This window comes from Nitrosomonas sp. PY1, assembly GCF_022836435.1.
Classification (GTDB): domain Bacteria; phylum Pseudomonadota; class Gammaproteobacteria; order Burkholderiales; family Nitrosomonadaceae; genus Nitrosomonas.
Window position 1 is genome coordinate 1,505,227 of the sequence record NZ_BQXC01000001.1, and the last position, 26,839, is coordinate 1,532,065.

The 26,839-nt window shown below is 41.2% G+C and carries 26 protein-coding genes; 3 read left to right on the forward strand and 23 right to left on the reverse strand.

Features of this window, described 5'->3' with window-relative positions; all coding sequences use genetic code 11:
- The 13 genes from pheS to W03_RS07085 all read right to left on the reverse strand — a co-directional run bounded on the left by pheS (window position 1) and on the right by W03_RS07085 (window position 12,714).
- Window positions 1-1,020: a phenylalanine--tRNA ligase subunit alpha gene (gene pheS, locus W03_RS07025; protein WP_244072293.1), complete on the reverse strand. Its 1,020-nt coding sequence runs from the start codon at window positions 1,018-1,020 to the stop codon at window positions 1-3.
- Between the two features lie 105 nt (window positions 1,021-1,125).
- Window positions 1,126-1,485, reverse strand: a complete 360-nt coding sequence (gene rplT / locus W03_RS07030) for a 50S ribosomal protein L20 (RefSeq protein WP_244072294.1) — start codon at window positions 1,483-1,485, stop codon at window positions 1,126-1,128.
- A 15-nt stretch (window positions 1,486-1,500) separates the two neighbouring features.
- Complete coding sequence (rpmI, locus tag W03_RS07035) at window positions 1,501-1,698, reverse strand: 50S ribosomal protein L35 (RefSeq protein WP_244072295.1); 198 nt, start codon at window positions 1,696-1,698, stop codon at window positions 1,501-1,503.
- Window positions 1,699-1,793: 95 nt separating this feature from the next.
- Entirely contained in the window at window positions 1,794-2,375 is a 582-nt protein-coding gene (gene infC / locus W03_RS07040) for a translation initiation factor IF-3 (protein ID WP_279600087.1), read from the reverse strand.
- 25 nt (window positions 2,376-2,400) lie between these two features.
- Window positions 2,401-4,308, reverse strand: a complete 1,908-nt coding sequence (gene thrS, locus W03_RS07045) for a threonine--tRNA ligase (protein WP_244072297.1) — start codon at window positions 4,306-4,308, stop codon at window positions 2,401-2,403.
- A gap of 91 nt (window positions 4,309-4,399) precedes the next feature.
- Window positions 4,400-5,152 (reverse strand): hypothetical protein, encoded by a 753-nt coding sequence (locus W03_RS07050; RefSeq protein WP_244072298.1) that lies wholly within the window; start codon window positions 5,150-5,152, stop codon window positions 4,400-4,402.
- Between the two features lie 158 nt (window positions 5,153-5,310).
- A complete protein-coding gene (locus W03_RS07055; RefSeq protein WP_244072299.1) occupies window positions 5,311-6,069 on the reverse strand; it encodes a NapC/NirT family cytochrome c in 759 nt (252 codons plus the stop codon).
- Entirely contained in the window at window positions 6,069-6,791 is a 723-nt protein-coding gene (gene cycA, locus W03_RS07060) for a cytochrome c-550 CycA (RefSeq protein ID WP_244072300.1), read from the reverse strand. Before cycA ends, W03_RS07055 begins: the two co-directional genes overlap by 1 nt.
- Window positions 6,792-6,910: 119 nt before the next feature.
- Complete coding sequence (haoB, locus tag W03_RS07065) at window positions 6,911-7,939, reverse strand: hydroxylamine oxidation protein HaoB (protein WP_244072301.1); 1,029 nt, start codon at window positions 7,937-7,939, stop codon at window positions 6,911-6,913.
- Between the two features lie 5 nt (window positions 7,940-7,944).
- Window positions 7,945-9,666: a multiheme c-type cytochrome gene (locus W03_RS07070; RefSeq protein WP_309296089.1), complete on the reverse strand. Its 1,722-nt coding sequence runs from the start codon at window positions 9,664-9,666 to the stop codon at window positions 7,945-7,947.
- Window positions 9,667-9,688: 22 nt separating this feature from the next.
- On the reverse strand, window positions 9,689-9,952 hold the full coding sequence (gene rpsT / locus W03_RS07075) for a 30S ribosomal protein S20 (RefSeq protein WP_244072303.1): 264 nt from the start codon (window positions 9,950-9,952) through the stop codon (window positions 9,689-9,691).
- 254 nt (window positions 9,953-10,206) lie between these two features.
- The gene (locus tag W03_RS07080; RefSeq protein WP_244072304.1) at window positions 10,207-11,811 is read right to left on the reverse strand and encodes an NAD-dependent malic enzyme; all 1,605 of its coding nucleotides are present in this window, start codon (window positions 11,809-11,811) and stop codon (window positions 10,207-10,209) included.
- Window positions 11,812-12,003: 192 nt separating this feature from the next.
- Entirely contained in the window at window positions 12,004-12,714 is a 711-nt protein-coding gene (locus W03_RS07085) for a dienelactone hydrolase family protein (protein WP_244072305.1), read from the reverse strand.
- A gap of 229 nt (window positions 12,715-12,943) precedes the next feature.
- On the opposite strand from W03_RS07085, the gene W03_RS07090 reads away from it, so the two are divergent.
- Together W03_RS07090 and W03_RS07095 are read left to right on the forward strand one after the other, a co-directional pair.
- Entirely contained in the window at window positions 12,944-13,531 is a 588-nt protein-coding gene (locus W03_RS07090; protein ID WP_244072306.1) for a hypothetical protein, read from the forward strand.
- Between the two features lie 169 nt (window positions 13,532-13,700).
- The gene (locus tag W03_RS07095) at window positions 13,701-14,222 is read left to right on the forward strand and encodes a heme-binding protein (RefSeq protein ID WP_244072307.1); all 522 of its coding nucleotides are present in this window, start codon (window positions 13,701-13,703) and stop codon (window positions 14,220-14,222) included.
- Window positions 14,223-14,229: 7 nt separating this feature from the next.
- Here W03_RS07095 and holB read toward each other — a convergent pair whose 3' ends face one another.
- Both holB and tmk read right to left on the reverse strand, forming a co-directional pair.
- Window positions 14,230-15,267, reverse strand: a complete 1,038-nt coding sequence (holB, locus tag W03_RS07100) for a DNA polymerase III subunit delta' (RefSeq protein ID WP_244072308.1) — start codon at window positions 15,265-15,267, stop codon at window positions 14,230-14,232.
- Window positions 15,260-15,883: a dTMP kinase gene (gene tmk, locus W03_RS07105; protein ID WP_244072309.1), complete on the reverse strand. Its 624-nt coding sequence runs from the start codon at window positions 15,881-15,883 to the stop codon at window positions 15,260-15,262. The genes holB and tmk overlap by 8 nt, the downstream gene beginning before the upstream one ends.
- A 278-nt stretch (window positions 15,884-16,161) precedes the next feature.
- On the opposite strand from tmk, the gene ampD reads away from it, so the two are divergent.
- Window positions 16,162-16,719, forward strand: a complete 558-nt coding sequence (gene ampD / locus W03_RS07110) for a 1,6-anhydro-N-acetylmuramyl-L-alanine amidase AmpD (RefSeq protein ID WP_244072310.1) — start codon at window positions 16,162-16,164, stop codon at window positions 16,717-16,719.
- A 603-nt stretch (window positions 16,720-17,322) separates the two neighbouring features.
- On the opposite strand, the gene epsI is transcribed toward ampD, so the two are convergent.
- The 8 genes from epsI to ovoA all read right to left on the reverse strand — a co-directional run bounded on the left by epsI (window position 17,323) and on the right by ovoA (window position 26,806).
- Window positions 17,323-18,012 (reverse strand): exosortase-associated protein EpsI, B-type, encoded by a 690-nt coding sequence (gene epsI / locus W03_RS07115; RefSeq protein ID WP_244072311.1) that lies wholly within the window; start codon window positions 18,010-18,012, stop codon window positions 17,323-17,325.
- Window positions 18,013-18,064: 52 nt separating this feature from the next.
- Window positions 18,065-18,955, reverse strand: coding sequence for an exosortase B (gene xrtB, locus W03_RS07120; protein WP_244072312.1), 891 nt, complete (start codon window positions 18,953-18,955; stop codon window positions 18,065-18,067).
- 11 nt (window positions 18,956-18,966) lie between these two features.
- Window positions 18,967-19,872 carry a chain length determinant protein tyrosine kinase EpsG gene (epsG, locus tag W03_RS07125; protein ID WP_244072313.1) on the reverse strand — a complete coding sequence of 302 codons (906 nt, stop codon included), beginning with the start codon at window positions 19,870-19,872 and terminating at the stop codon, window positions 18,967-18,969.
- 10 nt (window positions 19,873-19,882) lie between these two features.
- Complete coding sequence (gene epsF, locus W03_RS07130) at window positions 19,883-21,253, reverse strand: chain length determinant protein EpsF (protein WP_244072314.1); 1,371 nt, start codon at window positions 21,251-21,253, stop codon at window positions 19,883-19,885.
- Window positions 21,254-21,335: 82 nt separating this feature from the next.
- Window positions 21,336-22,151 carry a polysaccharide export protein EpsE gene (gene epsE, locus W03_RS07135; RefSeq protein ID WP_244072315.1) on the reverse strand — a complete coding sequence of 272 codons (816 nt, stop codon included), beginning with the start codon at window positions 22,149-22,151 and terminating at the stop codon, window positions 21,336-21,338.
- A gap of 71 nt (window positions 22,152-22,222) precedes the next feature.
- A complete protein-coding gene (locus W03_RS07140; protein WP_244072316.1) occupies window positions 22,223-23,230 on the reverse strand; it encodes an EpsD family peptidyl-prolyl cis-trans isomerase in 1,008 nt (335 codons plus the stop codon).
- A gap of 268 nt (window positions 23,231-23,498) precedes the next feature.
- Window positions 23,499-24,695: a MalY/PatB family protein gene (locus tag W03_RS07145; RefSeq protein ID WP_244072317.1), complete on the reverse strand. Its 1,197-nt coding sequence runs from the start codon at window positions 24,693-24,695 to the stop codon at window positions 23,499-23,501.
- Window positions 24,692-26,806 (reverse strand): 5-histidylcysteine sulfoxide synthase, encoded by a 2,115-nt coding sequence (gene ovoA / locus W03_RS07150; protein WP_244073712.1) that lies wholly within the window; start codon window positions 26,804-26,806, stop codon window positions 24,692-24,694. The genes W03_RS07145 and ovoA overlap by 4 nt, the downstream gene beginning before the upstream one ends.
- Between the last annotated feature and the right edge of the window lie 33 nt (window positions 26,807-26,839).

Sequence of the window (26,839 nt, forward strand, 5' to 3'; positions counted from 1 at the left end):
TTAATTAAATTGTTTCAAGAACCGTAAATCGTTTTCAAAAAATAACCTCAGATCACTGACACCGTAACGCAGCATGGTTAAACGTTCAGCACCTATACCAAAAGCGAATCCCACATATCGTTCACTATCAATTGAAACATGTTTAAGCACGTTTGGATGCACCATGCCACACCCCAGAACCTCCAACCAGCCAGTGTAACTACAAATACGACAGCCCTTTCCATTACACATAACACAAGCAATATCCATTTCAGCTGAAGGCTCTGTAAAGGGAAAAAAGGAAGGCCTAAATCTTACCGATAAATTATCTTGCTCGAAGAAATGCGCCATAAAATCAGCTAATACACTTTTCAGCGCAGCAAAATTAACATTTTCATCAATCCATAGCCCTTCGACTTGATGAAACATTGGCGTATGAGTTACGTCCGAGTCACAACGATACACTCGACCGGGAGCAATAACTTTCATTGGAGGTTGATGATTCTGCATATAGTGAATTTGCACCGGTGAAGTGTGTGTACGCAATAAATTACCATTATCGATATAAAATGTGTCATGCATTGCACGCGCAGGATGATTTTCAGGAATATTCAATGCAGTAAAATTATAGAAATCTGTTTCAATCTCTGGCCCAGAAGCAACATCGAACCCGATTGAATGAAATAATTTTTCAATTCTTTGCAAAGTTTGAGTCACGGGGTGCAGACCACCGCTACGCATTCCTCTACCGGGTAAAGTTACGTCCAAAGCTTCTTCATTAAGCTTAATAGCCAATTGTTGAGCGTAAATAGCCTCACGACGATATTTGAGTGCTTCTTCTAATTGATTTTTTGCTTGATTTATTTTACTTCCCACAAGCGGGCGTTGTTCAACCGGAATTTTACCAAGCTGTTTAAGAAGTCCTGTCAGTACGCCATTCTTACCAAGGTAGTGTACTTTGATATTTTCCAACTCAATGGAGTCTTCAACACGATTCAATAACTGCGTAGCTTCGCTAACGATTGCTTCCAGGTTTTCCATATCAGTAGATTACTCATATCGACAAGTAATTTAGAAGAAATTTGAACAATAAAAAAGGAGGTAAGGTATTTATCCCGACCTCCTAATATGACTTCCAATACTTAATTAAGCAGCAAGACTGGTTTTTGCTTGCGCTACAATTTTCTCAAAAGCGCTTTTATCGAATACTGCAAGATCGGCTAATACTTTACGATCAATGTCGATGCTTGCTTTCTTCAATCCATTCATGAACACACTATACGATAGACCGAATTCTCGTGCAGCCGCATTGATCCTTGCAATCCATAATGTACGAAATTGTCTTTTACGTTGACGGCGATCTCTATACGCATATTGACCTGCCTTCATAACGGCCTCTTTAGCTATCCGATAGACGTTTTTACGACGCCCACGATATCCTTTGGCAAGCTTTAGTATCTTTTTATGGCGCGCATGCGCTGTAACACCACGTTTAACTCTTGGCATAATGAATTCTCCTAATTATGCGTATGGCATCATGGCGCGAATAGAATCAGCGTTGGTAGCATGCACGCCAACAATACCCCGCAATTGTCGTTTGTTTTTGGTTGTTTTTTTAGTCAAAATATGGCGCTTAAAAGCCTGTGGGCGCTTAATACTCCCCCCCGGGCGAAACTTGAAGCGCTTTGCAGCACCACTTTTGGTTTTCATTTTTGGCATACGAACTCCTTTTATATGAAACTAGGTATTTCCAGATTAGAAAATTTTTAAAACCCAGTAATCACTATTTTTTAAAAACTAATTTATATTAACCATTAGGTCGTCAAGCTAGGGTCACTTACAGTTGCTTTAGGTGGCGATGTTCTTTCGGATTTCCCATCTTTCCGTTTAGGCGACAATACCATCACCATTTGGCGCCCTTCCATCTTAGGAAATTGCTCTACTATTGCGTAGGGTTCCAGATCAATTCTTACTCTTTCTAGTAAACGCATACCAAATTCCTGATGCGCCATCTCCCGGCCTCGGAAGCGTAGTGTTACCTTAACCTTATCGCCTTCATTCAGGAAACTGGTTACGTTCCTCAGTTTAATATTATAATCTCCTTCGTCAGTATTCGGTCTGAATTTAATTTCTTTAATTTGTACTTGTTTTTGCTTCTGTTTCGCATCATGCTTCTTCTTGCTTTCTTGATATCGAAACTTACCATAATCCATTAAGCGACACACAGGAGGCTGGGCTGTCGGCGCAATTTCTACTAAATCAACACCAGCTTCATCGGCCAGCTCAATTGCTTCAGTTAGTTTAACAATTCCAATTTGTTCCCCATCTGCACCAATTAAACGTACTTCCGGCACATCTATCTCATGATTAATGCGTGCTGCTTTTTCCTGAACTATGACATTTCTCCTATCAAATTAAGAATTATTTCTTTGTGGCTATCTCTTCCTTTAATTTATTCACAAAATCCTGTACGGTCATTTGACCTAAATCTACACCACCCCTATTACGAACAGATATTTTATCAGTATTCATCTCTTCATCACCGACAATTACTTGATAAGGAAGCTTTTGCAAACTGTGCTCGCGGATTTTATAGGTTATTTTTTCATTTCTCAAGTCCAAACTGGTCCTGATCCCGCTTTGCTTTAAGTGAGTATGCACCGATTGCGCATACTCACTCTGCCCCCGAGATATATTCATTACCACCACTTGTTCAGGCGCCAACCACACGGGGAAAGCACCTGCGTAATTTTCTATCAAAATACCAATAAATCTTTCCAATGACCCTAAAATAGCTCTATGCAACATTACAGGAACTTTGCGTGTGTTATCTTCTGCCACATATTCTGCACCTAAACGATTTGGCATTGAAAAATCTAATTGTAGCGTACCGCATTGCCATACCCGACCGATAGAATCTTTTAATGAAAATTCGATTTTAGGCCCATAAAACGCTCCTTCCCCAGGCTGCAATTCCCACTCTAGTTTTGCTTCACCCAAAGCAGCTTTAAGCGCGTCTTCTGATTTGTCCCATTGTTCATCTGAACCCACTCGTTTCAAGGGACGAGTCGATAGTTTTACCAACAGCTCATTAAACCCAAAGTCGGTATAAACAATTTTAAGTAGATCAATGAATTTAACAACTTCACTTTGTATCTGTTCTTCGGTACAAAAAATATGCGCATCATCCTGAGTAAAAGCTCGGACACGCATAATACCATGCAATGCGCCCGATGCTTCATTGCGATGACAGGAACCAAATTCTGCTAATCGAATGGGTAATTCACGATAACTTCGCAAACCTTGATTAAAAATTTGCACATGGCCTGGACAGTTCATTGGTTTAATTGCAAATTCTCGTTCATCTGAATGAGTTGTAAACATGTTTTCTCTAAAGTTCTCCCAGTGTCCAGAATCAACCCAAAGGTTTTTATCCAGTATTTGCGGGGTACGTACTTCTTGATAATTGTTTTTATCTAATAAATCTCGCATATACTGCTCAACTTGCTGCCATAATAACCAGCCTTTTGGATGCCAAAACACCATACCTGGAGCCTCTTCCTGGGTATGAAATAAACTTAATTGCTTACCAATTTTTCGGTGATCGCGCTTATCCGCCTCTTCTAATCGATGTAAGTAGTTTTTCTGATCTTCTTTACTAGTCCAAGCTGTACCATAAATACGCTGCAGCATTTCATTTTTTGAATCGCCGCGCCAATATGCTCCAGCTACTTTCATCAACTTGAAGACTTTCAACTTTGCCGTACTGGGCACATGCGGTCCTCGACAAAGATCTGTAAAATCACCTTGAGAATAAAGTGATAAAGCTTCAGCACTGGGTATAGCCTCAATGATTTGAGCTTTATAGTGCTCACCTTGTTCTTTAAAAAAATTGATTGCTTCTGTGCGCTCCAGTATTTTCCTCCGTACCTTAAGATCACGTTTACTGATCTCAAACATTCGTTGTTCAATTGCATTAAGATCTTCAGGCGCAAAAGGGCGTTGATATGAAAAATCATAATAAAATCCGTCTTCAATAACAGGACCAATTGTCACTTGAGCTTCAGGAAACAATTCTTTTACCGCCTGAGCCAACAAATGTGCGCACGAATGACGAACGATTTCTAATCCTTCCGGATCTTTCTCAGTTATAATGGAAAGATCTGAATCTTCAGTAATTAGACTGTCCACATCAACCAATTTTCCATTCACTTTCCCGGCGATTGCTGCTCGTGCTAAACCCGGCCCGATTGCCATTGCAACCTCCATAACGCTAACAGACTGCTCAAATGAGCGTACGGATCCATCTGGCAAACGAATTTCTGTCACAAAAACTCCTTTTCTCTTTCCATAATCATTGATTAAACGCACCCTAAAACACAAAAGAAGGTATATATTTTGCTCAAAATAAAACGCTCTTTCAATGCAGTATTGCTTTATACCAATTATTCATTTTTTGTAAACCACGGAAGATTTTAGGTGCAAAACCAATCGCAACAGCATCAACCAAGCAATACCAGGCAGCCACCCCGCTAGGTGGATTTCCTTGTGTCCAATTAAAAACTGGCTCAATTGGTGCCCATCGCCAGGTTCCAGAAGCTGTTCCGACAATTTCCAGCCATGTGCAAATAAAAAAAGCACCCAAATACACCAATGGTGATCTTCCCTTGAAAATACAAAGAATAAAAATACAAAATAAAAATGCACCTACTTGATCACCCTGTTCAGGTATACCGCTAATCCCCCATAAAGACCATAATCCACCTGTTATAAAAACAAAACTTGCTATTTTTTTTGCGTGCATCAAAAAGAATCTAGAACGTGCAAGCGCAACAGCTGTTAAGTAAACCATACCATGGCCTGGCGGTACATACAAAGGAACATTGCCAAAGCGGTAGGTATAACCTTCCATATAAATGGATGCAAAATGCTCACCAGCAGTTGCAAATGCAACGGCTATGATTACTTGCATCCTTACTTCACGATTCTCTCCAATTAATAACCCAATTAAAAAAATCCAGGCGATAACCCCCAATAAATTTTGAATTTCAAAGCTAGCGCTGCCATCAATCACCAGGCTTACGCCCACACAAAAGAATGTGAAACCCGCAATAAAGTAATTTCGATTTTGATGTGGATAATTTATATCTGGTTTCGGAAAATGATCTAGCATTACTTATTTTGTTTAGATGTCAAATTAATAAAAAACCCGCAATAGCGGGTTTTTTATTAAAGATAGTTTAATCAATTTAATTTGAAAAATATTTATTAATTAATCAAGTAGCTCAAATAGCTTTATTAAAAAAATTCCACATTGATCAATTCAATTATCTATTTTTTAATAGGCTCACTGAAGCCGTTGTCGTCTTCGTCTTCCTCTTGATCTTTGTCACTATCATCCTCATCATCGCTGTCGTCGTCAGACGATTCGGCGTCACCAGTACTCGAATCGGATGATTCTTCAGATTCGGACTCTTCTTCCTCATCGTCCTCTTCTTCCTCTCCCTCACTACCTTCTTCCTCTTTCGCCAACACCATCTTGCCCGCAGCTAAACTCGCATTCAAGTCCGTCTTCGCTACCTCTTCATGCACCAAATTCTGATGACAATCTATACACGTCGCACCTTCCGTCTTCAACTTCTTATGCGCTTCCTGTGCGTCCGCTCCAGGTGGATTCGGGTCCCTATGACAATCTCGGCAAGTCACACTGTCCCATTTCTTCAGATTCATCCGCGCATCGTGCGCCATGATCAACCGACGTTCGTTAAATTTCTCTAGCGTCGAGTAATCGTTAACCAACTCCAAGTATAACTCTCTCGCACCATCTACCGCATGCGTATAGAGCGCTAAGTGGAAATTCTTGAATCCTTGCGGTATGTGACAATCCTTACATCCAGGATTTACCCCCAATGCACCATAATGCGTCGAGTCCTTCAACTCCTTCTGCGTGTACGTCATCGAATGACAGCTGGTACAAAACTCTTCCGTCGATAACGCCGCTTCCCCTCCAAATACTACCGCAACCAGTACTATCCCCAACAGTCCTCCTGTCAGGAGCGTACCTATCGCACCTTTCTGTAATCCTGTCATTACTCTTTCCCTTTCTTATCTTTTTTGTCCGCAACCTTTTCCTTAGCATTCGCTTGGAATTCATCGTGGAACTTGAATTTAGGCTCTCCTACAAAAGTCCCGTCCAATTTGTAGTGCTCGTGCATCGCCTTCACGTCTTTCACCATCTTGTCAAAATCAAATGTGTATTTCTTGTCAACTTCCGGTGTAAACGGTGTATACGGCGCTTTCGCTCCTTTCCACGGTGAACCTTCATAGTTCAGATGGCATGCACTACATGCTTCTTCAAACTGAAAGTCTTGTCCTTTATCAGCCAATACCTTACGTTGCATGGTGGTACCCTTGCTTTCAAAGGCTTGCCCACCTTTACGGTGATCTCCACGATAGGACTTGCCCGGTCCATGGCAGGATTCACAGCCAACCGCAGCAAGTGGCTTCTTCGCAGCTTCAATGGTGTATCCACCTTTCTTGCCAAACCCATCTACGTGGCAACCTACACAGTCTTTATCTTGTGTATAGTCTTTCTCCGGATCAAGCTTGGCTTTCACTTTGGCTTCCTTGCGCGCGCCCGGCTTCAGCGATTCCATCGCCTTAGCATGCGCCGTATCTTTCCATGACTTGGCTTGCGATTTGTGGCATGAACTACATTTGGTACGACCTTCAAATGTGTCGGCTAGTACTGTGCCAGTAAAAAATGCGCTCAACGCTAGTACAACAAAACCATATATCACTGTGTGCTTCATCTTTCCTCCTTGTTGTGCCTGTCTTATTCTATTTTTCTATTTGCCACTACGCCGTGTATTGTACGCTATCGTCAGATTGTGTAAATATTTTGTCGCGACCTCAATTGCCTTTTAGCGCTTTACGGTATCTTGTAAACCCAATAACCACCTTGCTGGTAGGCCACTGGCGCAATGTCTTGCTCAGTCGGCGCCGTTTTGTCCACAAACGGCAATAGCCTCGCTATCAGTGTCTCACTACTCATTTCATCACTTAAAAAGAATACGCGAATTTCATCGTCCGCTAACGATTGGAGTGTATAGGTGTGGAAATCGTTTTCTTTCAGTTGCACTTTCATGTGATTGATCATGCCGTGCATGTTGCCAGTCAATGGGAAGTTCTTATAGGCAACGCCAATTTTATCCGGGTACATGAGACCCAGCTTGTATAAGTCGGTGACATGAATAACCAGATACGCTTCTCGGTCACGGCCAATCAGTTCGCGTAGTTTCTGAATGCCCTGTTGCGCAGGAAGCGCTAAAGCAGCACTAAACCGCTTGAAATTTTCTTGTTCCTGCGAATCTGTCGTATTACCCCAAAATGCCGCTTCGTAGGCTTGTATGGCCTTACTTTGCTCAAGCCACGGTAACGGCAGTATCAGCGGTTCGTTTAAATGGTCGGTAAACAGCGTGTCTCGGCCCGTTAGAAGTTTGATTTGCCGCGCTGTGTCCCACCAGGATAGTATCAGTGATTCCGGCGCCGCATGTTTGCCAATGACTGTCACTAGCTCCATCAGCTCACTGGGCTTCTTTTCTAAATTATAGAGTACCTCTGCGGTGTTGTTTTTCCAGTCCAGTAATACCGGTGCATCGCTACCCTTTCGAGCAACTATCATTTCCGCAATCGGCTTTTCTACATCGATTGTCTTAACTTGATATCGCTCTAGCTTTAGTTCCGGCCAGTTACTCAGGTCTATTTTCGATATCCGCTTCTTGTCGCCTTGGTCTAAGGGTATCTGTTCATAACTGTAAAAAACTGGCAGCGGTTTAAACCACAGATAAAAAAACCACCCCAGCAAAAGCAAACCTCCCGTCACTAGAATAATCCCCAGTGACGGGAGAAATTTGTCTCCCGACCGCACTGCTTTTCCCGTGCGGTCAGTCGCGTTCACGTCTATCAAACTTGTTCGCTTTGTTTACGTTTACGCCAGCCTACTAAGGCCAATGTGCCCGCTAGCAACATACCGCCTCCCAAACCACCCAGAGAAATCTTCTCGGTCGTGCCGTCTAGGTCTAACAGGCTTCGTTTGCTTGATGATTCAAGATTTTTAACACGTTCTTGCAAGGCAATCATCTCGCGGATACGTGTGTTTGCATCTTGAATTTCAACATACGCACGATTCATCGGTCCCCAGCCTTCTGTGTAAGTCCATCCACCCGGATTCACGTGGGCTAGGCCTACGTGCATCTTAGCCAGATCATTTTCATGCATTTCCAATACCTTCAGTTCCAATGCCGCAGGACTGTTGCCTTTCGACCAGAATAATTGGGCAAAGTATGCATAGCCTTCTTTTTCTGGTGGCGGAGGTGCCGGACGGTTGGTCTTCTGACCCGTCAACAAGCCTTCTTCGTATAGCTTGTGCACAACATCATTGGCTTCTTGGTATTTGGCCAAGCCTTCCAAAGTGCCTTTGTCCATCAACTCAAGGTAAGAACGCGCAAAACGTTCTGAGTGACATTGCGTACAGGTAACAACCCATGAGTCTAAACGAGTCTCTGCCCATTCGCTTTTGATGTTCTCAGCTACACCCGGCACAAATGGATAGTTCGCCCAGCGAATCTTCCTAACCATATTGTGCGTGAACTCACCTTCATATTCCATGTGGCAGTAAGCACAGGTCGGCGCATTTTGCTTGCCTACCGCAAATGCATCTTTCAGTTGAACTTCCCAGTTCCACTTGTCTCCCAGCATCGCTACCATCTTGCCGTGCTTAGACATCGAGTACGCTTCCCAGTTGTTATGGTCTACACCACTATGACAGGTCGCGCAAGCTTCCGGTTTGCGTGATTCAGCCGCTGAAAACTCATGGCGTGTATGGCAAGAATCACATTTGTTTTGATTGGTATGACACATAGAGCAGCCTTCCGCTACTTCACGTTGCGGCATCGCAGCCCATACCGTCGTCTCTACGTTCGCTTTATAGTCCAGCGCATGCGATGGACGTCCATCCGGCCATTGACCGTGCGGCCATATCATCGTGTCTCTTTCCGATTCACGCTCAGCAAATTCTTGTAAGTGACAAACACCACACACGTCTGCCGTCGGCATACGTATGTCTTTGGTATGGTCCGCTTTTTTCTTCGTACCAATGTCCACGTGACAGTCTATACAACCAACTTCCTTCAGCTGCTCGTCTTGTCCCAGTCGCCCCATCGAACGCAAGTTCTTCTCAACATCTTCTAACTTGCCTTTCTTGTAATAGGTCGGGTCTTCCGGTTTCAAATTCCGAATCTTGTCTAAGTTCGAATGACTGCTGCGCTTCCATGCCTGCACCCATACCGGCGATTCGTCCGCATGACATTCCACACATTCCTTGCGGCTCGCTACTTCTTTGTTCGTCGTCGGTGATTTGTAAAATGTCGCCGGATCTAAATAAATCCCATACGGTATCGGCTCCCAATATTGCGCTAGCGTACCCCTGCCAGCACCTTGCTCCGGATCCTTGTAACGCTTCACTAACGCCTCATGCAACTCCTTCGGCGTTACCTTCGCACGGTCTATCTTCAATGCCTCAAATAACTCGTTCGGTACACTCGGCATGCTGTTCGCTTGCACTAACCCAACAAACATACAGCCTAACATTACCACCTGTGCCCTCAGCCATAACTTCATAGCCATCTCCCATCTCCCCCTTTTTAATTTAAGCCATTGACTTAATTGCAATCGATAATCGACTCTTGTAGCGTGCGGCTTTATTCTTATGAATAATTCCCTTGCTTGCAATAGAATCGACTATACCAATAGAAGTATTAAATGCAACTTGTGCTGTTGCCTTGTCTCCAGATTGGATCGTCTTTCTAATAGATTTAATAGCAGTACGCAATTTTGATCTTAAACTTACATTATGAATTCTTTTTTTGATTGCTTGCCTAGCACGCTTCCTAGCTTGAGCACTATTAGCCATAAACCTCAATTCCTATAATAAAATGGTCACGATCATACTTTTTTTTTGGTGGTATTGCAACTTAGCCAAAGTATTAACTACTCCTTTTTAATAAATTCTGTAGCTGACTTTAGAAATTAAACAATAGACCAAAGAGTTATGTGAGTCAGTTTAAATACCCTTCCGCTCTTTATTCTTAATTTTTTAGATACTAATCCCCTACCATTTTCGACTAAGTGCTTCCTTTCTCAATCTATGCATATATTTTATATACCTCAATAACTCGGATCGTACATCAGCGACTTCACATAACTATCCAGATCTTCGGGTAATTGAGTTTTAGCGAGACCTTCCTGTATGGCAACTCTGCAAATGGCCACCGCAATTGTATGTGATACTGCACGTACTCGCGTGATTGCAGGATAGATTGCGCCCGCGCTTAATTCTTGATCAGTAACAGACTGCGCAAGAATCTCAGCCGCCACCAAAAACATTTTTTGTACCACAAATCGCGCTGAACTAGCGTAAATACCAAGCCCCACGCCAGGATAAACATATGCATTATTTCCTTGCGCGGGCCGAAACCACTTATCAGCGTAACGCACCGGCTCAAATGGACTACCGCTAGCAAAAATTACTTTCCCTTCACTCCATTGATAAGCTTGTTCAGCAGTACATTCAGTGTTAGATGTTGGGTTGGATAAGGCGATAATAACCGGATGTTGATTAGCATGGGTCATTTTCCGAATAATAGCTTCAGTAAATGTTCCGGCAACACCTGTGGCACCGATTAGTACGTCTGGTTTAATGTGATCAACCGCATCTTCGAAATTGTACTCAGGATACTCCCGAGTAAATTTCACGATACGTGGTTTAACATTCGTACTCTTAGTTGTTAACAATCCTTCTCGATCAACAATCCAAATACGCTGGAGTGCTTGCGATTCGCTTAAGCCTGCCGTACAAAATGCAGCCACCAATAGCTCCGCTACTCCGCATGCAGCAGAACCAGCACCCAAAAACATGACATTTAAATCGGTAAATTTCTTACCGGTAATACGGGATGAAGCGTAGATGCCAGCCAGGGTAACCGCAGCCGTTCCTTGTATGTCATCATTAAAACAACACACTTTGGATCCATAGCCATCTAGAAATTCAAAGGCATGCGGTGTTACAAAATCTTCAAAATGAATTAGTGCACCAGGAAATCTTATTTGCACTCCTTGAATGAACTCATCAATTAATGAACGATAAGCATCCCCATGGATTCTTGAATGTGGATACCCCAAATAGAGTGGATCTTCTCGTAACGCCTTGTTATTGGTACCCACATCCAACATTACTGGCAGACAATGCGCTGGATTCAACCCCGCACAAGCCACATAAAGTGCAGTTTTTCCTATCGATATACCCATACCATTCGCACCAAGGTCTCCCAATCCAAGAATTCGCTCACCATCTGTTACAACCACAATGCGCACATCCTTTTCAGGCCAATTCTTTAGAATCTCCGCAATATTACCGCGATCCTCAGGGGTAATATAAAATCCCTGGGGTTTTCTAAAAATATGTGCAAACCGCTTACATGCCTCACCGACCGTAGGAGTGTAGATCAATGGCATAATTTCTTGGATATGATCAATCAGCGTACGGTAAAATAGTCGTTGATTGCGTTCCAACAATGAGTTTAAGAAAATATATTTCTCGATATCACTGCTTTTGCTGCGCATGCTTTCTAGAACGCGTTCTTTTTGCTTATCCATACTTGCCACGTCATAAGGTAGCAGTCCACGTAAGCCATATTGCTCACGTTCAGCACGTGTAAATGCAGTGGACTTAGTGTGCACTGGATCAGTTAACAACGCTTTGCCAATTAGCATAATTATTACTCGCAGTTCATGAAAATAGTATCAAATGAATGAAGACTTTTTATGAAACCCATTTTGCAATCCGCTATTCGAATACAAAAACGTTACCACAATTATTACTGCTATTTACTTATACTTTTTCTGTTCCATTGAATGAAAAGCATCATTAGCAGAGCAAAATCAGATCATTGCAAGCAAGGTCATTTAAAATATTTCTTGTAAAAAGTTTTCGATTGATTGATAGGCTCTTTTTGCTGCAACCTCATTGTACATCGTTCCCGAACTTGGATTGTTCGCTTTTGGATTGGTAAAAGCATGCACCGTTCCACCATAGATATGCATTTGCCAATCCACGCAAGCTTCGGTCATTTCGGTTTGAAAATCTGATACTTGTTCCGGAGGTGCCATGGGATCATCATGTCCATGCAAGCAAAGCACTTTAGCGGTTATTTTTTCATTACTTGTTTTTCCCGGCGTCAAAATACCGTGTATGCTGATAATTCCCGCTACATTAGCTCCAGATCTCGCCAGTTCTAATACGCACATACCTCCAAAACAGTACCCCATCGCAGCGATCTTATTGGCATCGACTTGCGGTAACTTTCTCGCAGTATGTAACGCAGCACCAATTCTGCGTCGAAGTAAAACCCTGTCTTGTGCAAACGGAGCCATTAGCGCACTATTTTTTTCTACATCACCATCTACACCGAAAATACCCTTACCATACATATCTAAGGCAAAACCTACATATCCCATATCCGCAATTTTTTCGGCACCTTTACAAGCCAATTCTCTGCGTCCTACCCAGTCATGCGCCACTAGTACTATCGGCTTCTTCGCATCACTTTCATGGTAAGCCAGATAACCTTCCAGCTTTGTATCACCATCTTGATAATCGATTGTTTTAGTAATCATAGCTTCATCCTTTTTTGGTTTCTATTAATAACATTCATGAAATTCTTGCGGAAAAATTCAATAAATAAAAATCCAATTCGTTAACAGTCTTGTCTTATCGCTTCGCCACTAACACTAAAATCTTTAGTACGCGGGGTATCAGCAATAAGAATTCTTGACATTCAATACAAGTTAGTTGTGTTTATGTCGGAAATTGTACATCTTCAACCACTCAGAAGGAGCTTTTGCAATGAAGTCTTCAAAAAAAACAGTGTCTTTAACATTCCTTATCGTTATTCTATCATGCATAAATAGCACAGTATTCGGTGATAGCATTGCAATCAAAGATAATCAAATATTTATTGCTGATAAAGGGTTAACCGCTAAAAATCTGCTTACAGGACAATCCAATCAATGTCTTATCCCTCCATTATTAGATCCCAGCGGCAATGATGTTACCAATTTATTATCAACCGCCACAGATGTTGTTATTAAACGTAATCTTGCCGTGGTGACAACACACCCTACTAATGATCAAGGTAACACAACCACGGATACCGTTATTGTCGATGTTTCAAAATGCCTTGATAAAAAAAATATCCCGGTTAAAGAGTGCATCTCAACAGTTGATATGGAGAAAGGAGTACTGACAATTCCTTGTGTAAAATTCAATGATAATTACCTTACTGTGAATATGGATCGACGTGGCAATTCCTCTAATTGGGAAGTTACTTTTTTGAAAGATAATACAACAATGACCGGCTACAAACCTGAGGATGACGAATCCGATGATGATTCAGATGATAGCGACTCTCAAAACAAAGCAACCAAACGATAATACCATTTAACAACCACATCTTATAACCAAGGAGCAGTAATCAAAATAGCGACTCTGCTCCGTCAATTAAATTTCTCCATCTATAATCGACAGAAAATCTGCTGTAACTTCAAGCTCAATTCGATGTACGATGTCAGTACGTTATTTATTAGTTAAGGAGGAAAGTATTATGACGAATACTTTACAGCGATTTTCATACATAATTTCTAGCTTATTACTGTGTATGGCAGCCAATCCAGGTTTTTCACAAGATATGCCTACACAAAAGCTGCTGCCACTAGAGCTTTCCACTCAAGCGGCAATGGCTGCCATTAAAAAATGCCATGATGATGGTTTTAAAGTCAGTGTCGCTATCGTTGATCAATCAGGATTACTTAAAGTACAACTAAAAGCAGATGGCGCTGGTCCTCATACTTTAGATAGCAGTCGGCGCAAAGCTTACACTGCAAGTAGTTTGCGAGATTCTACCCATAAATATGCAACTTTAATCGCTCAACGACCTGAATTACAAAGTTTGTCACATTTGAACGATCACATTCTATTACTTGGTGGTGGATTTCCAATCAAAATAGGTGGCGAAATCGTTGGTGGCATTGGTGTCGGTGGCGCACCTGGTATTGAATTCGATGAAGCTTGTGCCAGAGTGGGATTAAAAGTACTAAAAGCGGAAGAAGTCTATGAAAAAAAATAATATAGAACTATTTACTGCATAGCATAACGCTGTACCGAATAAACATTTCTTCGAGAAATAATCGGGCATTCAATGGATGATACGATAGCTTCTGATGAGTGCTCAATTCTCTGAGAAATGCCGTATAAGCGATCAAATCAACTTGCTTGCTTAAAATTTGGATGGCCGGTAATAGTTTTAAATAGTAACGAACTCTACCAGTGACTCTATAGCTCACAAGGTCATAACACCATTTTTGCAACCAACCCACTACCGTTGATAAATGAATTTGTTGTAACGATAGTGCCAAAGCAAATGGATCGAAGTTTTGTCCTTGTTTTATTGAATCAACAAAATACTGATGAGGCACTGTGAGTTGCTCTCGAACAAATGACCATGTCAACAAAGGCGAAAAATCATTTAACGGTAAAATTAGTTCTGAATCGTTAATACTATGCTGCTTTAACCACGCAATCGACACTTCGGTACTAGGTGCCGGCATCACAACTTGCTGGCAGCGACTACGGATGGTTGGCAACAAGCGCTGTATTTGATGTGTCACCAAAATAAACAAAACATTCGCCGGTGGCTCTTCAAGTTTCTTCAGCAACGCATTGGCCGCAGCATGCGTCATCGTTTCAGCAGGATAGATGAGAACAACTTTATATTCCTTTTGGTGACTGGTCAGGTAAATAAAATCGTTTAAGTAACGAATTTGATCAATACTGATTTGTTGGCTAAGGTTTTTTTTACTTTTCGATAGTGAGCTCGATCCTTTATTTTCTTGATCAGCTATAGCAATGGTGTCTGTGGATAGTGCTTCTGGAATCACACAGTGAAGATTAGGATGTCCACCTTGTTCAAACCATCGACAACTTAAGCAAGCACCACAAGCGATATGTTCGGTTGTAGTTGAATGACACAATAAAGATTTAGCCAGTTGACGCGAAAACGTATATTTGCCAATTCCCCTTTTTCCGGTAAGCAATAAAGCATGACGCCAATATTGCTGATTTTTCAGCAATATTTGCCAGATTTCTTGCTGCCATGGATAAAGCTCAAACATGCTTTAACAAGGGTTGCAAAGCCTGTTCAACTGCAATCTTTACTGCTTCCAGGCTGAGGCCACCATCAATCCTACAAATGCGTTGTGGATACAAATTAGCGCGCTCCAGATAGGCTTCTCTCACACGCTGGAAAAAATCAAATTGTTCTTGTTCAAAACGGTCTGCATGTTTGACTTGCTTAACACGCTGTTGTGCCAATTCCACCGGAACGTCAAAATACAGTGTCAAATCAGGCTGTAAATCGCCTTGCACCCATTGCTCAAGGGTAACTAATTTGCTATTCTCCAGTTCTCTACCGCCGCCTTGGTAAGCAAAACTCGCATCGGTAAATCGATCCGATATGATCCATTGTCCATTCGCCAAAACCGGCAAAATGACTTTATCAAGATGCTCCCTCCGCGCTGCAAACATTAGCAATGCCTCAGTTTCTGCATGCATCAAAACCGTTTTATCCAGTAACAATTGACGCAACTGCTCACCTAATACAGTGCCTCCAGGCTCTCTAGTTACAATATAGGTTATACCATGACGTTGTAGGATCTCAGCAAGCCAAGCAAGTTGCGTGGTTTTTCCAGCACCATCAATACCTTCTACCGTAATGAACTTACCTTTCATACGTCATTTGCTAAACCAGTTATCAACTTTGCTATTATAGCTAGCATGTCAAGTATAAGCATTTGCATTCGCTTTTAATCTAAGAGAATCCTTAAAAAGTAACTTATAATCAAAGGCATATTACTGAAAATTTGATAGAATAGATGATAATGACAATCAGAAATACAGAATCCAAGATTTCTTCTAGTATTATCTCAAACTCGAGCATCAGTAGGTTTTTATGCTGCAGCATACAAATTTCGTGAAATCCCAAAATAAAAAATATCTTGATACATATTATGTATATTGATGCCGATGGCTTGCTAAATACTGCACATTTTATTTTTTCTCCCAACTATGACGATCGACCCCATGGAATAGACATCAATCTGCTCGTTATCCATAACATCAGCTTACCCCCCAATGATTTTACCGGCAATGGCGTAATTGATCTATTTACCAATCAAATTGACCCACAAGCACATCCTTATTATCAAACACTCGCTGGCTTAAAAGTCTCAACACATTTTTTTATTCGCCGTACCGGTGCCGTAATTCAATTCGTCTCCTGCAATAAGCGTGCCTGGCATGCCGGTATTTCATATTGGCGAAAGAAAGAACGTTGCAACGACTTCTCGATTGGCATTGAATTGGAAGGCAGCGACACGATTGCTTTTACTGATAATCAGTACACACAGTTAATTGCGCTTACACAGTGCCTATACCAACGATACCCGATTCAAGATATCGCAGGGCACTGCCATATTGCTCCAGAACGAAAAACAGATCCAGGGCCCTATTTCGAATGGCAACGATATCTGTCAGCACTTAGAAATGACAATAAAGAATTTCAATAGCATGCATCCTTTTATCAGAACGACTCATCAATGGCAATCTGCTCTTGAGTAACATCACGTACTGAGATATGCTGATATTCAAAGAAAGAATCCGAAGTTTCATAAAATGAGGAAATGAAGGATAGGAATGGAGTTACCGCGTACGCAGTATAGTCAGGAAGATTGACATTGCTTGAAGCGGCAAAGCGACTGTCGCTGCCCAAGGGTACGTTAAAGAACTGGGTTTATGTTGCTAAGTAGAAATTGAAATTCAAGGTGACGACGGATTCTAAGCATCATTTCCCCATTGCACTCAATATACTGAATCGAGAATTTAGTGTGTTGCACCTAATAAAGTATAGGGTAGTGTTCCTATCGATGAAGGTTGGTTGTATTTAGCTGGCGTAAAAGACCTATTTACCTATTTAATAGCGATCTGGTGGGCCGCCATGAATGAGAGAATGACCAAGCTTCTATGGTAGCGTCTTAGTAAATTGGCCTGTTGAGAAACTGCAATCACACGACGAGCCCGTGTAAGAGGTGTTAAGTGAACGCTCCTTAGTACTTTTTACCAAATGAAATTGATAAATAACCCTATGTCTTGCCCAGAGCCATTTATTAGCATCATGCGGTTTTGAATACACCGATCAGCCTCAGTCTGTCTTTATTTTGTACAGCCCGAAGTAAATCCCGAATAAAAAAATCTTGTGCTTTGTATGCGCTATCAGTATCTTGATCTATTGAAGAGATTCTTACCAACATACCATCTGGAATCTTCCCTGTTAGGCCATATTTTAGTTGCTGCATTTTTTGCTCTAACCCAGGCAACACCGCTTTATCTCCTACCGTCACCCAGTAGGTAATGGGCTCATTACGATTTCCTTTCACGGCCAACAGTCGTTTTGCTGGTAATAACCCAAAATCAGTATTTAATTGCTTAGAAGAATTATTTGAAATTTCAAACCCTTGAACGTAATAGCATACCTCGGGTTTATGTAATGACAGATTATCTCCTCGATCCCCTCCATAAGCGATGGAAAGCATAATACGATTACCCTGCGAATTAATATATGTCCTAGCTAATATTTGATTATACAGCTTATCAAGCTTAGCCTGAGTATCTGCATCTACTTGAAGAGGTACTATCGATTGATCGATTTTCCAATCAGCAAATTGTGGTGGAATCATCGCATCAAGATTAATCTTTTCCTGCAAATCCGCTATCTTCTCTGTTGGCGTCAGCGCTAATGTTAGTGCGGCTGAGAATATCATCAATATGCCTAGAAACAAACTCGTGATCATCGACTTCTTCATCACTTTTCCCCCCTAAGAACATGCACCAAAGGCGATAATTATGATAATGCAATTATCGTGCGTAAGGACGCAATTCCTTACTAACGTATCTTTTATTAACAAAGTACTGCAGAATTCCATCGACACTAAGAATAAGTATCAATGCACTGGCAAATAAAACCATTCCAGCAAAATCATGAAGAAAGCCTTGTCCTGCCGCATCACCAAAATGATATGTGATTAAAGTAAGAACTATTACCCGAATAACATTGGCAGAAAAAGAGATGGGTACGATCAGGATTGCCAATATGGCATTACGATAAACCGAGCTATGATTTACAAGATTCAAATAAAATAATCCAAGCGCTTCTAGTGTTAGTAGTGTCTGCAGGCCTGCGCAAGCATCCGCCACCAGAAGCTGGTATTGCCCTATTTGCAAAACAACCCCATTCCTAGCTATCGGATAATCAAACAAAAACAGAGTTTGCTCGGCAACATATGAAACTGCCATTTTCATTGGCATGGTTAGAAAACTTACCAAGGATCCTGGCAGCGGAATCATGAACAACAAAAAAAATAATGGAAACCACATTACCTTTAGAGCCACAAATCCTTTCTTTATCAGTAATATGGCGGACAGCATCAAAATAAATGAGCTAATCTCGAATACCAGTATTTGCTGCGAACGTCCGATGACATAAAACAAGAGGCCAACAAAAAAAACAGCCCATCCAATACTTGTAACTGACCGACCATCACTTACTTTTAACATACTTGGCCACTGACGAATCATTAGCCAGATCGATAGTAATAAAACAATTGGGCCATGTGCTTGATCTTCATTCGTCCATAACCCCGTCGCTAGGCTATAGAAAGTAGGCACATACAAAACTAACAGACCTACTGCAATAGGCAGCCAATTAGCAGCAATTGATCTCGAATCAATAAACTGATAAATCGACATTCTTGTCAGTGTTAAAAATCAATTAATACGGATCCCACCACCTCTGCACCACTACGATTAATTTGTTCATTCATGATATTCACATCTGTTAGGCGTGTGTTATTCTCATGTACAATCGCTAATGCTCCTCCTATCCTAGAAGTAATCGTTAACGCATCAACACCACTTGAAAAAGCCAATGTATCATAAAGAATGACGTCGAATTGTTTAACCAATTGACCGTTCAATTCATCAAATGAAGCGCGATTCAGAAGCTCCAAAGGATTGGGAGGGAGAGTTCCCGCAGGCAAAACCGATAAATCTACGAAAGAATCAATCCTAGAAATGACTTCAAAAATATTAGCGCGATCGGCAAGAACGTCAGATAATCCTCTTTTATTTTTTAGATTAAAAATCTCATGTTGCTGCGGGCTTCGAAGATTTGCATCGACCAAAAGTGTCCTTTCTCCTAATTGAGAGAATACTACGGCAAGATTTGCAGTAAAGAGGCTAATACCGTCGTTAGGGTTGCAACCAACCACCGTTAAGGCTTTATGGCCCGTGGCAAACCATCGTAATACCAACTGACTTCGAATAGCTCGAAAAACTTCTATTTGATTTCCAAATGGCTGATACGCAACGACTAATTCTGGAGAATGATTTCCTTCACCAGGTAATAAATAGGGATAATCAAATTGCTGGGCTAGTACTTGTTGAATATCACCTTCGGTAACCAATCCTAGCTGAAGTGCAGCCTCACCGAAGCGTAATCCATTTTCTTTCTGAAAAAGGAGTATATGTTCCGCCTCGATAGGTGTAATCTTACCCATATCCAGAAGAATGCGACCGATACTATATTTATGCATAGTAGACGGACTCATGTTAGCAAATCCGGAATTATTTGATTGCTCTGTTTCTGAGGAACTTAGTGTATTCATTCGTCATTCCTTATTTAGAGGTTAAATTACGGGGTTGGAAAAAACTCAACCAAGAATTCAACTTCGATTCCTTTTGCTTAGGTTTCCCCCACTGTACCACACCAAGCACCGGAGCTTGAAACACATCGACCAAATCTTCCGCAGACCGCACACGCTGATCAACCATTTCAACAATTAGACTAACTCCCAAGCCCAGTAAAGTGCCTAAAAATATCGATACAAAAACATTCAACAATACTTTGGGGCTATCAGGTTTATCTGGAACTTTTGCGGTATCCAATATGGAGACACTTGATAAATTGGATTTTCCTTCAAGATCTGTTTGACTCAATCGCTGCATAGCACTGTTGTAAGCTTGTTGAGCACTTTCAACTTCTCTTGTTAACAGTAGCAACTCATCTCTAGAACGATTTAATGCAAGCACCTTATTTCTTTGCACTTCTAGAGCTGCACGTAATTCTGAAATTAAGCCGGCTGAAGTCTTGTTGGTAAACTTAAGATGATTGTTAAGTTCTGATCTTAATTTACTCATTTCAGCGCTTGCACTTTTGTAGCTAGGGTGATTACGCCCATATTTCTGAGCTATCTCAGAAAACTTAGATTCTGCTTGTGACAATTCTATTTTTAAGTTAGTAATAATAGGATTATTCGCCATTGACGTTGCTTCATCGTTTTGGTTTCCTCCTATCAAACCAGATTCTGCATTGACCAATTGAGTCGATAAATCATTTAATCGCTTGGTTTCCACATCCAAGCGAAGGTCGGCGTCAATAATCCCTTTCTCATCACGATATTGTGTCAGTTTTTTCTGGGCAATCTCCGCTTTACTGCGTAAGTCATTTAATTGCGCAGTAAAATAGCCAGCAGCCTTTTGCGAGGGCTCAGCCGTTAATCGAACATTTATTTCTTGATATGCATATGCAAAAGCATTTGCAACAGCGGCAGCAAATTCAGCATCCGTACTGGTATAGTTGATATGAATAACCGTACTATCGCGCGCAATATCAAGATACAGGTTTTTTATCAAAGAATTAGCCAACCAATTACGAATATCCAGATTGCTTTCACTTTGTTGATAATAAAACTTTGCGATATCGCTTTGATCAAGCTTTAGCTGATCCACCACCATCAATGCCGTTTGGGTGCTTCTAATCACATCCAATTGCGTAGCCAAATGACTGGCTATCATGGGTGCAGATATGATTGTCACCCCTGATACCGGATCGGGACTCTGGGTAGTCACTAATACTGTTGCAGTTGACTTGTAATTGTTAGGTAACAATAGGCTAACAATTAGAGTAGTCATTACTGTAACCAATAGCGTAAAAAGCATAATCTTCCAACGAGCTATTAGAATCAAAAAAAATCGGTGATAGTTCATCTTAAGATCTCATTCCCATTGAAAAATTATAATTACCTCGATTAACAAATAAATACATTCCTTTCAAATCTTTTTCTTAGCACTAAAATAGGCTTTCTCTGACATAGATCACATCATCCGGTTGTATCAGATCATTTGGCTTAGCATCCAAGGTTTCAAGATTACCATTCGCATCACGACGCTGAATTTTTAGCCCGCGCTCAGTCCCTTTTGGATTCAAGCCCCCTCCCACTGATAAACCTTGAGTCACTGTCATATTGCGTTCCAATCGATAAGAACCAGCTCGCTGTACCTCGCCATAGATATAAAAGCGCGGCGCTCTTTCAACATAAATGAGATCGTCGCTTCTTACCAATATATTACCCGCCATATCATTTGATTTAACCATATCCAAAACATCAACGGTTTGCTTGGTCCATTTATCGCCATCCAATCGTATTAGCGTCACAACTTCCTCTCCTTCGGGAAGAATTCCTCCCGCCATGGTGAGAATATCCGTTAAGCTACGTTTACCTTCGATCGGATAGCGACCTTGATTACGCACGTTACCCAACACGGAAACCATTTGACTTTGTAATGAAGAAGTCAAAATATTAACTTGTGGATTACGAATAAGATCCCGGCTCTCAAGTAACTTTGCAAGCTTTCTCTCGGCTGCAGCGGGTGTTAAGCCATCAACTAACACTTCTCCAATCAATGGGAAGGTAATATTTCCTGCATCATTTACTTTCGTTTCGGTAGTTAAATCTGGATGTCCATATACAAAGATTTTGATGGGGTCACCTGGCCCTAGTACGCTTTCCTTCTTGCCTGCTGCCAACACAGTATTACCGCAAAGCCATGAAAGCAAAAAGAACATCAACAAATACAATTTTGATTTATTTGTCACAAGCAACATTATTTTACGCTCCTGGTTAAATGTATTTAATTTTGTTTGGTCAGTATAAAATATCGCATTCAAAACATGATCTATTTTAAACCCATCATACCACGTTCGATTGATTGTTCGATTGGCATTGAATTGGACTGATTTAAATTATTACTGTTATTCTCAAGACCTTTTTTCTCCAAGAAAGACTCCGATGACGGTGTATTCGTATTGGCGTCTTTCAGGCTTAAATCGGGTGCATTTTTTCCAAAATACTCTATCTTCGCTAAAGAACGTAACCGGTTAATTTCCTCTTCCGATGCATACTTATATTTTTGATTAGCTAGAAACTTAATAATCTGAGGTGTAGCTAAATCAAGTGATAGTGGATTTTCTTTAATCGCATTAACAGCAATCAGAAGATTATGAGTGCGTTCTTGCATAACAAAAATATGATTTTTACCCTTCTCAAGTATCCTATTCACTATATTCGATGGCAAATCGATGGTACTACGTAGCACCAAATTACGAGTATATTGAATGCCTCGCTTATCCAACCAAGCAGTAACTTCATCGATAGATTTTGCAGTATCCAGTACTGCCTCTAGTTCTTTATTTAAATCATTTAAGGCAATTCGAACAATTGTCAGATCAAATTGTTTGTGTTTCTCAAAATACTCTGAATTACGTTGATAAAACGCCTCGATTTCTACTTGACTCGGCTTACCGAGTTTACTGGTAATTTTTTGCAAGTAAGCCTGCGCAATGACCTGTGCATTAGCTCGTTCGCGCGCTTGCATTACTTCGGGTGTTCGATCAAGCTTGGTACGTACGGCCTCATCTACAATCAATTGACGGGTAATTAATGATTCTAGTATTTGCTTACTTGCTGCTTCAAATTGCTCCGCGCGTATGCCCGCTCGCGCTAGTTCATCATTAAGCTGAAGTATGGTTATTTCATTTCCATTAACGCTTGCTAACGCTTGACCTGGCTTCTTTTCCGCGCTTTCCTTAGCATCACCACAAGCCGACAGCAAAAATACAATTATCAATACAATCAATTTCAATTGATTTGTGCAGTTTAATGCTTGCATTACACGATCCTTCATTTTTAAGAAGTTACAATAATTCAGATGTATCTACTCGTGCCTACACACGTCGCGATTAACCTATTGTAAATAACCGAGCCAATTATAAACTCTCTAATTTTAAGAAAAATATGGAAAAAAACATGATATCCACTCTATTTCTATAAATGAATCTTTTTGTATAAATAAACTCATCCACAATCCCATCAAACTCTCAATCTATCCTAAAGAGCAATAAAGCATTTACTTCGTATTTCTGGATAATTTTTAGGTGTAATAAGCTAGTAGTCTAGCATTTAACCCGAGATTCACTCTTATTGAAGCACAGCAATCGTTTCAATAATTCATTGACCGCTCTTCGTGGTGCAGCGATATTTAAACGCATAAAACCACTTCCTTCCGTACCGAATAAAATCCCAGGACTCATACCAATACCCACTTGATGTACAAAAAAATGCTTCAATTGTGCGTCAGTCATGCTCCAAGCACGAAAATCAAGCCACATCAAATAGGTTCCTTCAATCGGTGTGACTCTAACCTCAGGCAAATGGTCGTATAGAATTTTTTGTACGGCGTCACGAGTATCTTGCAAGTAAGCTAACAATGCTTCTAACCATTCCTCACCCTCGCGATAGGCCGCTTCGAATGCAACAATGCTAAAAGGATTAGCTGGATTGATATGTAAGTTACTAAATACGCTTTTGACAGCATTACGTGTAGGCTTATCAGGAATAATCAATGCGGACAAATTGAGACCGGGAATATTAAACGTTTTGCTCGGTGCAACAGCAGTAATGATTTTAGCAGCATCGTTTGATAACATTGCCAGAGGATAGTGTTGATTGTTCGCATAAATCAGATCGGCATGAATTTCATCTGAAAAAACAATCAAATTATATTTTTCAGCAATCCCCAGCAATCGCTTCAATTCCTCGGGAGACCAAACACGCCCTACCGGGTTATGCGGGGAACATAGTAACAAGAAACTAGCATCTTTAGCACACTGCTCGAGATGATCAAAATCAATGATATAGCGATTATACTGTTGATTCTCTATGCGCAGCGGATTATAAATCAAGTTCCTGTTCGCTTGAGTAACTGCAGAAAAAAAAGGGAAATAAACTGGCGGTTGCACAATAACGCCATCACCCGGCTGAGTCAGTGCAACAATCGCAGCATTGATCGATGGCACAACACCAGGACACATAACTATCCAATCACGCTGAATGTCCCAATGATAACGGCGTTTTATCCATACAATCAGTGCCTCATACAATCCCTCAGGGAACATCGTATAACCATAAATCGGATGCGCTGCTCGCTGTATCAACGCCTGTGTCACTGCGGGTGGCGCAGAAAAATCCATATCGGCCACCCAAGCCGGAATAATATCGCTCCTCCCAAACATGCTGTAACGCCCATCATACTTTGTACTACTGGTGCCATCTCGGTTAATTTCCTGATCGAAATCAAAGCTGCCGCTCAAGAGATTTTCTCCCAGATAGTCACTTCAGAGAACGTATGTTGGAACTTCCGTTTGGTCTCACGAATGACAAAAGGCACTGCTTGTGGGCCTTGAATTAACCTAAAATGCTTACCTAAAATTTCCTTTAAACCATCCAGCGTAGTGAAATTCTCTCCGTCTCGCTTGAATCCACCGATCCAAGATTCTTTTTTGGTATGTTCTGCCAACCAAGTATAGGGCGAAGCAATCAATAATAAACCGGATGGATTGATGCGCGTATGAATGTTATTGAGCAATTTTGCAGGATCGTACAAACGGTCGATCAGGTTTGCAGCCAGAATTAAGTCATAGCCAGTTAAAATGGATTTCAGATTGCAAGCGTCACCCTGATAAAACTCGACTTTATCCTTGATACGATCTAAACCCAGATTTACCAATGTACTCTCTTTATAGCTGACTAAATCACCTTCATCAGTAAGCACGTAGCGCAAAATACCGTGCTGAACAAGCTGAACACCTTGACCGATAAAACGCGCGGAGAAATCGATACCAGTAACAGACTCAAATGCGCGCGCTAATTCAAATGTTGCTCGACCAGATGCGCATCCCAAATCTAATGCCTTTCGCTTAGGTCGATCACCCATCGCTGCAATTGCGATTTCTGCTAAAGCTTTAGCAAAATTCGGCACATCAAAATAGGTGTCACCGTAATGAAACTCAGCGTATTCGGATAACAACTTATCCGTTTCATAGCGTGAGCTTGTCTGTATTGCCGGTGCTTCAGAAATTACATAACGAAAACCTGCGTGTTGAAAAAAGTGTCGACGAAAAGCATAGCGTGCACTTCGTAACGACTCGTTACCACAAGAAATCCATGAGCCACCTTTGATCAAGTTATGCTGGCCATCAAAAGTTGGCGTAGTAAAATCATCGTATAGCGGATGCACATCAAAGCCCGGGAAAGGATAAATCGGTGTCTCGGTCCATTGCCATACATTACCAACCACATCGAAAAATTCACCATGCTTAAATTCCGTTACCGGACAACTAGATGCGTAGTGATCCAAATGCAAATTGCCGTTCGCAGGCGCATCGATCGGTACTTCGGATAATTGTCCAACATCGTACAATCGATACCATTCATCTTCAGTCGGCAAACGGACAGATTGCGCTGTAACTGCTGCCTTCCAATTACAAAATGCCTTGGCCTCATGATAATTCACTTCCACAGGCCAATCCCAAGGCATAGGAATTTCTTCGGTCATGATACGCAAATACCAATCCTCACCTTTTTTAATCCAGAAAACAGGATGCACTGCTTGCGTAAATTTTTGCCAAGAACGTCCTTCTTCCTGCCAATATTTTTCAGATTGGTAACCTTGTGCTTCAATAAAAGCGAGAAATTCTTGATTAGTTACTAAGTATTTGCTTGCTTGAAACGCTGGAATATCGATTTGATGCAAACCAAATTCATTGTCCCAACCATAATACTCGCAATCGCTCTTATTTTTATTGAGCATCACTGTCCCTGCCGCAACCGGAAGCATTCGATTTTGAGGTGCTTGGGTAGATTTCTGGCAAGCTTTCCAATCAGCATGCGGTTGCACAAATTTAAGTGCATGCTGACGAATTAGCACTGATGAAGTTTCTAAATGAATACGCTCATGTTCAATACCCATTAGGATCGGCCACCAAGGACTTTCCCAAGTAATCGGCAGTACTAATGGCATCTGCGTAATTAGTTGATCAATCCGAGTGCGCATAGCGTTGCGATATTCGCGCACCGCTTGCACCGTAGGCCAGTTGTAATGTGTACTATCGAGATCATCCCAACTCATCTCATCCACACCAACCGCAAACATCGATTCTAATTTGGGATTAATACGTTCGGATATCAAGCCCGTAAGAATAAGCTTATTAATATAAAAGGTTGCAGTATGCCCAAAATAAAAAATGAGTGGGTGGCGCAATGAAATCGGTTTTATATAATACGCTTCATCAGAACGCAACGTCTCAAAAAGCCGCTCATAACAATCGAGCGTAGCGTGAAAGTATTTCTGAATCTCTTTGCGTTTTAACTCGGGGTTATTACCATTCAAAAAAGGTGTTCTGAGGAATACTGATCTTGACATATTATTATTAACTAATGTTTCACCTGTTGGAGC

What these genes read in the sequence shown, in the direction of transcription:
- ampD (WP_244072310.1), top strand. Translation starts at nt 16,162, where the DNA reads ATGTATATTGATGCCGATGGCTTGCTAAATACTGCACATTTTATTTTT.
- W03_RS07095 (WP_244072307.1), top strand. Translation starts at nt 13,701, where the DNA reads ATGACGAATACTTTACAGCGATTTTCATACATAATTTCTAGCTTATTA.
- holB (WP_244072308.1), bottom strand. Translation starts at nt 15,267, where the DNA reads ATGTTTGAGCTTTATCCATGGCAGCAAGAAATCTGGCAAATATTGCTG.
- W03_RS07055 (WP_244072299.1), bottom strand. Translation starts at nt 6,069, where the DNA reads ATGACAGGATTACAGAAAGGTGCGATAGGTACGCTCCTGACAGGAGGA.
- xrtB (WP_244072312.1), bottom strand. Translation starts at nt 18,955, where the DNA reads ATGTCGATTTATCAGTTTATTGATTCGAGATCAATTGCTGCTAATTGG.
- tmk (WP_244072309.1), bottom strand. Translation starts at nt 15,883, where the DNA reads ATGAAAGGTAAGTTCATTACGGTAGAAGGTATTGATGGTGCTGGAAAA.
- rplT (WP_244072294.1), bottom strand. Translation starts at nt 1,485, where the DNA reads ATGCCAAGAGTTAAACGTGGTGTTACAGCGCATGCGCGCCATAAAAAG.
- W03_RS07090 (WP_244072306.1), top strand. Translation starts at nt 12,944, where the DNA reads ATGAAGTCTTCAAAAAAAACAGTGTCTTTAACATTCCTTATCGTTATT.
- rpsT (WP_244072303.1), bottom strand. Translation starts at nt 9,952, where the DNA reads ATGGCTAATAGTGCTCAAGCTAGGAAGCGTGCTAGGCAAGCAATCAAA.
- epsE (WP_244072315.1), bottom strand. Translation starts at nt 22,151, where the DNA reads ATGTTGCTTGTGACAAATAAATCAAAATTGTATTTGTTGATGTTCTTT.
- W03_RS07080 (WP_244072304.1), bottom strand. Translation starts at nt 11,811, where the DNA reads ATGCTAATTGGCAAAGCGTTGTTAACTGATCCAGTGCACACTAAGTCC.
- cycA (WP_244072300.1), bottom strand. Translation starts at nt 6,791, where the DNA reads ATGAAGCACACAGTGATATATGGTTTTGTTGTACTAGCGTTGAGCGCA.
- epsI (WP_244072311.1), bottom strand. Translation starts at nt 18,012, where the DNA reads ATGAAGAAGTCGATGATCACGAGTTTGTTTCTAGGCATATTGATGATA.
- W03_RS07085 (WP_244072305.1), bottom strand. Translation starts at nt 12,714, where the DNA reads ATGATTACTAAAACAATCGATTATCAAGATGGTGATACAAAGCTGGAA.
- epsG (WP_244072313.1), bottom strand. Translation starts at nt 19,872, where the DNA reads ATGAATACACTAAGTTCCTCAGAAACAGAGCAATCAAATAATTCCGGA.
- pheS (WP_244072293.1), bottom strand. Translation starts at nt 1,020, where the DNA reads ATGGAAAACCTGGAAGCAATCGTTAGCGAAGCTACGCAGTTATTGAAT.
- epsF (WP_244072314.1), bottom strand. Translation starts at nt 21,253, where the DNA reads ATGAACTATCACCGATTTTTTTTGATTCTAATAGCTCGTTGGAAGATT.
- ovoA (WP_244073712.1), bottom strand. Translation starts at nt 26,806, where the DNA reads ATGTCAAGATCAGTATTCCTCAGAACACCTTTTTTGAATGGTAATAAC.
- W03_RS07050 (WP_244072298.1), bottom strand. Translation starts at nt 5,152, where the DNA reads ATGCTAGATCATTTTCCGAAACCAGATATAAATTATCCACATCAAAAT.
- W03_RS07070 (WP_309296089.1), bottom strand. Translation starts at nt 9,666, where the DNA reads ATGGCTATGAAGTTATGGCTGAGGGCACAGGTGGTAATGTTAGGCTGT.
- W03_RS07140 (WP_244072316.1), bottom strand. Translation starts at nt 23,230, where the DNA reads ATGAAGGATCGTGTAATGCAAGCATTAAACTGCACAAATCAATTGAAA.
- rpmI (WP_244072295.1), bottom strand. Translation starts at nt 1,698, where the DNA reads ATGCCAAAAATGAAAACCAAAAGTGGTGCTGCAAAGCGCTTCAAGTTT.